The organism is Pseudoalteromonas denitrificans DSM 6059, assembly GCF_900112265.1.
GTDB classification, from domain to species: Bacteria; Pseudomonadota; Gammaproteobacteria; order Enterobacterales; family Alteromonadaceae; genus Pseudoalteromonas; species Pseudoalteromonas denitrificans.
Genome location: NZ_FOLO01000039.1, coordinates 44,181 through 53,273, shown reverse-complemented (window position 1 = coordinate 53,273; position 9,093 = coordinate 44,181). Strand labels below are relative to the sequence as shown.

General features: G+C 33.5%; 9 protein-coding genes. 5 read left to right on the top strand and 4 right to left on the bottom strand.

The window, feature by feature from the left end:
* Positions 1-280 precede the first annotated feature (280 nt).
* The gene (locus BM088_RS18925) at positions 281-793 is read left to right on the top strand and encodes a nitrilase-related carbon-nitrogen hydrolase (protein ID WP_091988304.1); all 513 of its coding nucleotides are present in this window, start codon (positions 281-283) and stop codon (positions 791-793) included.
* A gap of 117 nt (positions 794-910) precedes the next feature.
* A complete protein-coding gene (locus BM088_RS18920; RefSeq protein WP_091988302.1) occupies positions 911-1,408 on the top strand; it encodes a hypothetical protein in 498 nt (165 codons plus the stop codon).
* Here BM088_RS18920 and BM088_RS18915 read toward each other — a convergent pair whose 3' ends face one another.
* Positions 1,409-2,272 (bottom strand): LysR family transcriptional regulator, encoded by an 864-nt coding sequence (locus tag BM088_RS18915; RefSeq protein ID WP_091988300.1) that lies wholly within the window; start codon positions 2,270-2,272, stop codon positions 1,409-1,411.
* A gap of 174 nt (positions 2,273-2,446) precedes the next feature.
* Here BM088_RS18915 and BM088_RS18910 point away from each other — a divergent pair, with 174 nt between their 5' ends.
* The 3 genes from BM088_RS18910 (at position 2,447) to BM088_RS18900 (ending at position 4,358) form a co-directional block, all read left to right on the top strand.
* Positions 2,447-3,283: an SPFH domain-containing protein gene (locus BM088_RS18910; protein WP_091988298.1), complete on the top strand. Its 837-nt coding sequence runs from the start codon at positions 2,447-2,449 to the stop codon at positions 3,281-3,283.
* A 23-nt stretch (positions 3,284-3,306) separates the two neighbouring features.
* Complete coding sequence (locus BM088_RS18905) at positions 3,307-3,501, top strand: type II toxin-antitoxin system antitoxin (protein WP_091988296.1); 195 nt, start codon at positions 3,307-3,309, stop codon at positions 3,499-3,501.
* Between the two features lie 98 nt (positions 3,502-3,599).
* Entirely contained in the window at positions 3,600-4,358 is a 759-nt protein-coding gene (locus tag BM088_RS18900) for a substrate-binding periplasmic protein (protein WP_091988294.1), read from the top strand.
* Positions 4,359-4,369: 11 nt separating this feature from the next.
* Here the strand turns inward: BM088_RS18900 and BM088_RS18895 are convergent, their stop codons facing one another.
* The 3 genes from BM088_RS18895 to BM088_RS18885 all read right to left on the bottom strand — a co-directional run bounded on the left by BM088_RS18895 (position 4,370) and on the right by BM088_RS18885 (position 8,994).
* Positions 4,370-7,126 (bottom strand): TonB-dependent receptor plug domain-containing protein, encoded by a 2,757-nt coding sequence (locus BM088_RS18895; RefSeq protein WP_091988292.1) that lies wholly within the window; start codon positions 7,124-7,126, stop codon positions 4,370-4,372.
* A gap of 236 nt (positions 7,127-7,362) precedes the next feature.
* A complete protein-coding gene (locus BM088_RS18890) occupies positions 7,363-8,430 on the bottom strand; it encodes a FecR family protein (RefSeq protein WP_091988289.1) in 1,068 nt (355 codons plus the stop codon).
* Positions 8,431-8,994, bottom strand: coding sequence for an RNA polymerase sigma factor (locus BM088_RS18885; RefSeq protein ID WP_091988287.1), 564 nt, complete (start codon positions 8,992-8,994; stop codon positions 8,431-8,433).
* Between the last annotated feature and the right edge of the window lie 99 nt (positions 8,995-9,093).

Below are 9,093 nucleotides of genomic sequence, written 5' to 3'. Positions count from 1 at the left end.
ACAATAGCCGAAGTTTGTCTCAATTACATAACAGTGTTTTACACAGCTTATATAAGTGGTTAAACAGGCGCAGTGGTAGACAAAGTTATAACTGGAGTAGTTTCAAGAAGATGTTAGAATATTTTAAAATTGAACCACTAAAGGTCAGTAAACGGATTATTCGTGTTGACTGGTATTGAAATGGTAAAAAAAGGGTCGTGTTTTACACGAGTGAATATATAACTGAAGAGCCGGATGCGATAGTTTCGCATGTCCGGATCTGTGTGGGGTCGGCTCAGTAATGGGTCGTTCTACCACGATTGACAAAATTCACTTATTTGATGTTGATGTGAATGATAATTCAAAAAGTTATCAAGAATCACGTTTTACACAAGGTGGCAGTCTAATTGAACTCGTATCCACTTTTGATGTAAATATTGGTTTGTCTGTGTGTTTTGATGTGCGTTTCCCTTCTTTATATCAAGTTTTACGAGCTCAAGGTGCTGACATCATAACAGTACCAAGTGCTTTTACACGAGTAACGGGTAAAGTTCATTGGCAGGCATTATTGCAAGCTCGTGCAATTGAAAATCAAGTATATATCATTGCTGCGGCACAAGAAGGTATTCATAAAAATGGCCGAGAAACTTGGGGGCATAGTATGATCATTAGTCCTTGGGGAGAAGTACTTAGCTGTTTAGAGCAAGGGAAGGGCATAATTACTGCGCAATATGATCCTAAAGAAATTAAACGTATTCGTTCTGCTATGCCAATACAAAAACAGAACCGATTTGATGCAAAGCTTAAAGCTTAAAGGATATTTTACTTATATGTGGATATAGCTTTTGACTATGATGAACATCGCTAAGTCCTATTTTATTTCATTAAGTAGCCTATTTAAGATTAAGTTTCATTAAATAGGAGTTTGAAAATGAAAGTATCAAGAATGAATAAATCACTAAAGTTTGCGAGCATAGGCATAATGGCTATATTATCATCAAATGTTTTTGCTGGCGCTTCTGATTGGATTGCACAAAGTGGAGATTTTATCACTTTAAATAAATCAGAAAGTCAGGTAGATTTTTTTGTGGTTTATCCGCAGTTAGGTGGTGGTAATTGTGGTATTGGTATAAGTCTTAATCGCGGTAGTAGTTATCAGAAATATTATGAAAAATTACTAGAACAAATAACGGTTTCTAATATTTATTATAGTGATTCTGGTTCGAATGTACTTGAGCCAATAAGCGTTGATAATTCTGGCGCTTTGTTTGCATTTGATTTTAATATCCAATATTACGGAACAATCGTTACTATCACAGCAAACGATGGTAAAACTTTTGGCGAAATTTTTGATTCTTTATCAAGTCATAGTAGTGTACATGCATTAGCAAGTGCTGTGAGCTGTGAACAAATTCAAGAGAAAAAATGATTACTGCTCTTTTAGTAATGTTTTAATTTCTAGCCTTAACTTTTGACTGATATCACTTTTTTGAGCATCGGCGCGATAGACCAAACATAATTCGTCTGAAACTGTTGCGCACGAGTCTGAAAATCTTTGTAATATTTTTTTATTATTTTGAGCGACTCGCTCAGGTAAAACGCCTAAACCCATACCTTCACCTACCAAAGTGGCAATCACTTCTAAGTTATTTGAGAATTCAAATCGAAATGAGGTGTGCTCTATTTTTTTGAGTAAGTCTTGGGTTTGTTTTAAGTTTGGATCACAAAATAAAATGCAATTATCTGAATTGGGATTTTGAAAATTTGAATCTTGTGTACTGCTCCAAATTGTAACTTCATCAAAGAATAAGCTATGGATCACTAAATCAGGGTGGCGAACTGGATTGATCACTAAACCAAAATCGATTTCATAACTTATGACTTGCTCAGTAATTTTTCTGGATAAGTCGTGGGTAAAATTTAAATTGAGAGATGGAAACTGTGCCTTAAGCTTGGGAATGATCTTAGGTAAAGTATATAAAGCGACAGATGGATGACAACCAATAGTAAAACTTCCTCCCATTTCAGTGCAAGCATGCAGCACATTTGATTTAAGCTTATCCCACTGAGTCATAAATTTTTGACTGTGAATCTGCAGTGCTAAGCCTGCTTTTGTGAGATGTACGCCACTACGGTTTCTCACCAGTAATGGGGTTTCAAAATTTAACTCTAATCGTTTCATTGCAGCACTAATACTTGGCTGTGTGATCCCAAGTCGCTCTGCTGCGCGTGATAAATTTTTGGTCATCGCAACTTCTAAGAAATAACTTAAATCATCATAATTTGATCTCAAATGACATCACCTTTAATTAAAATAGAAACTCAAAAAGGAAAAATGTAATACCGAATATAGATACAGTCAAGGGGGGAGGTTAAAAAATAATTACATTTTAACTTTGCAATATTTAAAAATAAACACTAAAGTGATATCAAAATGATATCACTTTAGTGTTTAAGGAAGGTTGTAATGAATGAAAAACAAGGTTTTTCAGTAAATGGCTATATTGTTGTATTTATAATTTTATCAATTGCACCATTTGCTTTGATTAATATTTCGCATAGTCCGGTTTGGTTCTTTTTATTGATTGCAGATTTAGCATGTTTGATTGGATTATTTATGGTACAGCCCAATCAAGGTAGAGTATTAACCCTATTTGGCAGTTATGCTGGTACGATTAAAACGCCAGGGTTACGTTGGACGATTCCATTTTATATCCGCAAAAATATGTCATTAAGATTACGTAATTTTGAAAGTAGTCGTATTAAAGTAAATGACGCCCATGGTAATCCAATAGAAATTGCAACTGTGGTTGTATGGTCTGTTAAAGATACCTATGACGCGAGTTTTGAAGTTGATGATTATGCGATGTTTGTAAATATACAAAGTGAAGCAGCATTGAGAAATATGTCAAGTTGTTACCCTTATGATCAACAAGATAGCCAAGAAACATCATTACGCAGTGACCCTGAAATTGTATCTGAAGCGTTAAAAACTCAAATTCAAGAAAGGTTAAATAAAGCGGGTATTCACATTCATGAAGCTAGGATCAGCCATTTGGCTTATGCGCCTGAAATTGCAAGTGCTATGCTACAACGTCAACAAGCTTCTGCTATTATAGCCGCCAGACAAAAAATAGTAGATGGTGCTGTTGGCATGGTTGATATGGCTTTAACACAGTTGTCGCAACGTGAAATAGTGGAACTAGATGAAGAACGAAAAGCAGCAATGGTGAGCAACCTGCTAGTTGTTTTATGTAGTGAACGAAATACTCAGCCAGTGGTAAATGCCGGTTCACTATATTAATTTAAAAAGTTAAGGATCCAATTTTGGCCAGTAAAAAAAGTTATCCTTTGCGTATTAGCCCTGACGTATTGTCGGCAGTGCAACGCTGGGCTGATGATGAACTCAGAAGCGCAAATGCACAGATCGAATATCTTTTACGAGATGCTTTGATTAAGTCTGGCAGAGTTAAAGTTATTCAAAAGGTGATCACTGAATTAGAAGATAATAAGCAAAAGTAACGGTAAAGCATTAATTCATTCAAATTATACTAAGAGTGGATTAATGCATATCTCTAGCTAAAATTACAATAATGTCATTTAATTAAGTTCAGTTTTATATGCATATAATTGTATTTCCACTTATTTTCTTATTCTCTACGTTTGCTTATACGGCTGAAAAATCAGCTATTACAGTAGCAAAAATTGCAATAGATATAAAATGGATGACTGAAGATTATCCTCCTTATAATTACCTAGACAACGGTGAACTATCAGGTTTGTCGGTAGATTTATTAAAACAAATATATACAGATTTAAATGTAGATTTCAATCAACTTCATTTATCTTTATACCCTTGGGCTCGTGCTTATAAAACTTTACAAGACAATCCTAATACATGTCTATTTTCTATGACACATACCAAAGAAAGAGCTGAAAAATTTAATTTTGTAGGACCGATCATTGATACTCGAATATCAATTATTGCTTTATCTTCAAGGCAATTTAATGCAGATCCTCAATCGTTAGAAAAGTTAAGTATAGGCGTTGTAAAAGATGATATTGGCCATCAATTATTGATAAAAAAAGGAATACCAAAAGCGCAATTTGTATTCTTATCATCTGGCTATGAAATGGTGAAAATGCTAGCACTTGGAAGAGTTGATTTAGTGGCCTATGGTGAAAACATTGCTAAATTTCAGTTTAGTAAAGCGGGTATTTTACCTTCACAATATCGTGTTGTTTCAGTATTAGATAACTCACAATTAGGTTTTGCTTGTAATAAAAAAGTTCCAAAAATATTTATTGAAGCAATGCAAAAATCGTTAATTCGAATAAAAATTAAAGATCTTCAAAAGTTTACCTGGCCAAAAAAATAATTTTATATTGCTTAAAATTGATATTCAACGCTTGCATAATAATATGCGCCACTAAAACCAAAAGGTGTAGAACGGCGAGAGTAAGTAAATACGCCAGGGCTACTAATGATAGTATTACCATTATGATCTACGATAGTGCCAGCGTGAGAATTTCCGATTTTGTTTTTATCTGGATAAATATCAAATATGTTATTCCCCCCAATATTGATAGATAAATTTTCATTTACTTGATAACTCAAGCGTAAGTCGGTGAGTATTTTGGCACTATAGGTTTGGCTGCCAGCATCCACAACTGTATATTCACCATAGCGATTAAAAGCGAGGTTTATTGTTAAATCTTTGATTTGATACAGTGCATTAAAACTGATTCTATCTTTTGGTTGCCACTGAGTAATAATTGAAATTGATTGTTCTGAAAATATATCTTCAGGCGCAATACCATCTAAAGCACTATTTGCAGGTGTAAATACATTATCTACGTCTGTATCAGTAAAATTGGCTGCAAATGTTAAATCTAAATTGCCATAAATAAATGGATTACTGTAGGTTGCAATGATATCCAGCCCTGAGGTATGTGTATCTGCACCATTCAAAAAGAATTGGGCTGCGCCAACGCCTGATCTTGTCAATGCAGAGTCTAAGGTTGTAGATAAACCTTGCCCTAATGAATTACTCAGTACAATGCGATTATTAATATAAATAGAATAAAAATCGATGGTTAAGTTCATTTTATTATGAAGCTTTAAAACTGTACCGAAACTATAATTAGTCGCTTTTTCTTCTTTCAACTGTGCAATTGAAAGGGCTTTTGCAAGTTCACTGTCATTACGAAAAATACCTATTTGTACTGCACTTTGATCGCTCCCGTTTGAATTTGCAACAAATTGGGTGCTGACATTATCTGTATAAAGTTGCTGCATTGAAGGTGCTCGAAACCCTGTGCTTATTGCACCTCGTATAGAGGCATTTGGAGTAATAGACCAGTTTGCAGCTAACTTATAATTTGTATTATTATTAAAATTATTATAGTTATCAAAACGTAATGCACTACTGATTATAAGGTCTGATGTAATATGTGCTTCAATATCGCTATATAAAGAAACGACATTACGCGACTCATTAACAGCTTGTTCAGGTGCAGTGCCAATAAAGCCTTGGGTGCCAGAAGCGGCATCTGTGGGATATAAGTTATTGCCCTGTGGATCGGTATCATAATCATAATATGCATATTTATCGCCAGGTATAACACTAAACTTATCTGTGCGAACTTCTGCGCCTATGGCTAATGAAAAGAATTCAAAATCATGGGAAAAGTCTAAATTTGCAGTTGCTAAACTTAAAGATAAACCGTAAGCAAAAGCGTCTCTTGGGATATTTTTTCTAATTTCATCGGCTGTAAAGTCTGAGGTATATTGTAATGCGTTTGCAAAAGAGGCATTAATCGTATCTTGAGTGATGTAATCTATTGTATTTTTTCCATAAGTATATGATAAGTCGATGTAAGAGTTTTCATTGAATGAGTTTTTAAAACCAAAGTTATATGATGCATCATTAATTTTTGACTTTATTTTTGGTAAAAAGCCAGTCGGAATAGTGGCATCATTATCTTGTAGAAGCGCATTTCCAATTGTATTGGCGTTGTGCCTAAAAAAAGTTGCAGACTTATTATCTCTCGTAGAGTAAGTTAAAAAACCATAAGTTTCACCTTGAAATAATTCGTAGGCTGTATTTATTGTTAAACCTATTTGATCTGATTCTATTTCTCCAATTTTAAAAGTTGTTCTGGAGGCATTTAACTCTCTAGGGTCACCCATTAAGTAACTGCCATCCTCTAGTAAAACACAGTCTTTAAATTGACAAGAACCATGTAAACCAGCCCGATTAGTTGGAGCTGAGTTTTTTAGACTAAGCGATGCGGTTAAAAAACCTTTATCATTAAAGTTAAAGCCTTTTGATATATCTAAGTTTAGATTTTTACCATCACCTTGTGTGTATTTACCATAAGATAATGATGATTTTCCACCATCAGATATATCTTTTAATACAATATTAATCACACCTGCAATGGCATCAGAGCCATATTGGGCTGCTGCACCATCACGTAATACTTCAATACGTTTAATTGATGCTGTTGGGATTGCATTTATATCTGTTCCAGCAGTTCCTCTACCAACTGAAGGATTTATATGGATTAAACTCGCTTGGTGGCGACGTTTACCATTAATTAAAACAAGTGTTTGGTCTGGTCCTAATCCTCTAAGAGTCGCAGGGCGTAGGGCGTCAGTTCCATCACTGATAGCCGAACTTGAAAAGTTAAATGAAGGTGCAATGGTTTGTAGCATTTTTCCAAGCTCAGTTTGACCCGTATTTGTTAATATTTCATTTGTTAAAATATCGATTGGTACAGGTAAGTCATCAACTGAACGCCCAGCAACACGACTGCCTATTATCAAAATTTTTTCTGTTTGGGAAAGTTCTTTAGTTAAAACAATGAGAGGCTTAGGAGGCGCCTTTAAAATAGCATTAATTTCTTCAATTTTTTTATCTCGTTTTATACTTAATAATCCGGATTTATTAACCTGGGCACTAAGGCCTGAATTTAATAATAGTTGTTTTAATCCCGCATCAAAAGAATAAAATCCTTGAATTTCATTTGCTTGATATTGTTTTGCTAAATCGAATGAAAAAATAATGGTGTGGTTTGATTGTTGTGCAAAAGATATAAGCGCTTTGTCAGCGCGTTGTTTTTCTATGCTGAATTTAAGCATTGATTGAGCAAAAGCATAAGGAGTAAAACAACAGGATAATAAAGAAAACTTTATTATAAAATGTCTTGTGTGTTTGTTGATATCAAATTTATAACAAAGTGATTTAATAAAACGAAACAGCAAAAAGCCCTCAGTGCTTAAATTTTTACATAAGGTTAATCATCACTTAATTTTATGTAAATTACTAGGGGTACAATGCTGTTATCTCATGCTATAAGTTAAAATATGGGAGCTAATTAAACTTTTGTTAAACGGATTATATTATTTGGAGATTTTTGATAAATTATATTAAAATTTTCATTTAATGATTCTAATAAACCTTCAATATCACCAGCCTTAAAGTAGCCTGATATTTTTAAATGGGATAAATTAGTATCGTTAATTTCAAACTGGGTATTTGAGTACCTTGCAACTTCTAACAAGGCTTTGTTTAAAGGTTCACCATCAAAAATAAGCATACCTTGCTGCCAAGCAAGTTCTCTTTGAATTTGATCTAAAGAAATTTTATCTGTGATGAGTTGCATATTGTTTTTAACAACAGACTTTTCGCCACTATTGACCACGGTACCGGGTAAATTGTCATGACTTAGGTTCGTAAAACTGGCTACAATATCATTTAAAGTGGTTGTTTTAAGAATCGAATCTGTATCACTGATAAGTACCTTACCCTCAGTAACTAAGAGCTCTAATTCATTATTTTTGGTATTTTGCACATTAAAAATAGTCCCTAAGGCAGTAAATGATTTTTTATCAGTACTCACAGTAAAAGGTCTTGTTTTATCTTTTGCGACATCAAAGCGTGCTTCACCTTTTAACAATGAAATTTGTCGATGTTTGGCAGTATAAGCAACTTTAATTGTGCTATTGGTATTTAATCTAACATTGGTACCATCTGGCATTGAAAAACTAATTTGTTCACCAATTTTAGTCTGGTATTGTTTTATCTGTGCAGTCTTTTGAGTATTGGAGAGTATAGGAAATAAGCTCCCATCTAGAAAATATGCTGAGCTTGTAAACATAATCGCAATAAAGCTTGCTGCTATGGCGATTGGTATAAATTTATTTTGAGTTGATTTGGTTTTACTTTCCAGTGGAAAAAGATCACTTAATTCATTTAAAACAGTTAAGTCATCCCAAAGTTTTGCTAATTGATACAAAGTGTCTTTATGATATTCACTTTGATTGATCCAAACTGAAAATTCATTTTTTTCTTCTAAAGATAAACCTCTGTCCATACGACTGATCCAAAGACTGGCCTGTTCTTGTATGATTTGTTTACGATTGAATTTAGTGACATTTGTCATTTATAAACTCTTTTTACCTTTAGATAATAATGAATTAGATACCCTACTGGTTATCTGCTCTTTTTCTGCTTTAGCCATATAGTTGGAGCAGGTCAATAAACCTTTGGCAACATGTTTTTCTATTGTGCTTTGGCTTAAATTTAAATAATCAGCAATTTCTCGTTGGCTTAAGCCATATACCTTTTTGAGTATAAAAGCTTTTTTAACACTACCTTGTAATTGATCGGTTGCGCGACAAAATAATAAAAACCTTTCTTTACTCTCAAACTCATTTTCAAAATTTTGTGTTATTAATTGGACAGGTGGCTCGCAATAATCCTCTAGAGAATCTTTATATTTATTATCCCACTTTTGAACATGGTTGAGCGCTAAATTTCTGGCCGTTTTTAACATATAGCTACGAGCGTATTGGATTTCTTGTTTTAAATCGGCTTCATAGCTTTTTATAAAGGTTTCCTGAACAATATCTTCTATGTCTTCTGGAGGCACTATTTTACTGATGTAATATCGAATATTGGCTGAATAATTAATAAAAATTTCAGTTATTTTATTTTTTTTAGCCATAAATATTGTTTGCTTTTTTGCGTTCAAAAAATCAGTTTAGATCGAATTTAAATTCAACTCAATGGTTAACAATTATTTATCAAACTAGATTTTTAATAT

What these genes read in the sequence shown, in the direction of transcription:
- BM088_RS18885 (WP_091988287.1), bottom strand. Translation starts at nt 8,994, where the DNA reads ATGGCTAAAAAAAATAAAATAACTGAAATTTTTATTAATTATTCAGCC.
- BM088_RS18925 (WP_091988304.1), top strand. Translation starts at nt 281, where the DNA reads ATGGGTCGTTCTACCACGATTGACAAAATTCACTTATTTGATGTTGAT.
- BM088_RS18900 (WP_091988294.1), top strand. Translation starts at nt 3,600, where the DNA reads ATGCATATAATTGTATTTCCACTTATTTTCTTATTCTCTACGTTTGCT.
- BM088_RS18895 (WP_091988292.1), bottom strand. Translation starts at nt 7,126, where the DNA reads ATGCTTAAATTCAGCATAGAAAAACAACGCGCTGACAAAGCGCTTATA.
- BM088_RS18910 (WP_091988298.1), top strand. Translation starts at nt 2,447, where the DNA reads ATGAATGAAAAACAAGGTTTTTCAGTAAATGGCTATATTGTTGTATTT.
- BM088_RS18890 (WP_091988289.1), bottom strand. Translation starts at nt 8,430, where the DNA reads ATGACAAATGTCACTAAATTCAATCGTAAACAAATCATACAAGAACAG.
- BM088_RS18920 (WP_091988302.1), top strand. Translation starts at nt 911, where the DNA reads ATGAAAGTATCAAGAATGAATAAATCACTAAAGTTTGCGAGCATAGGC.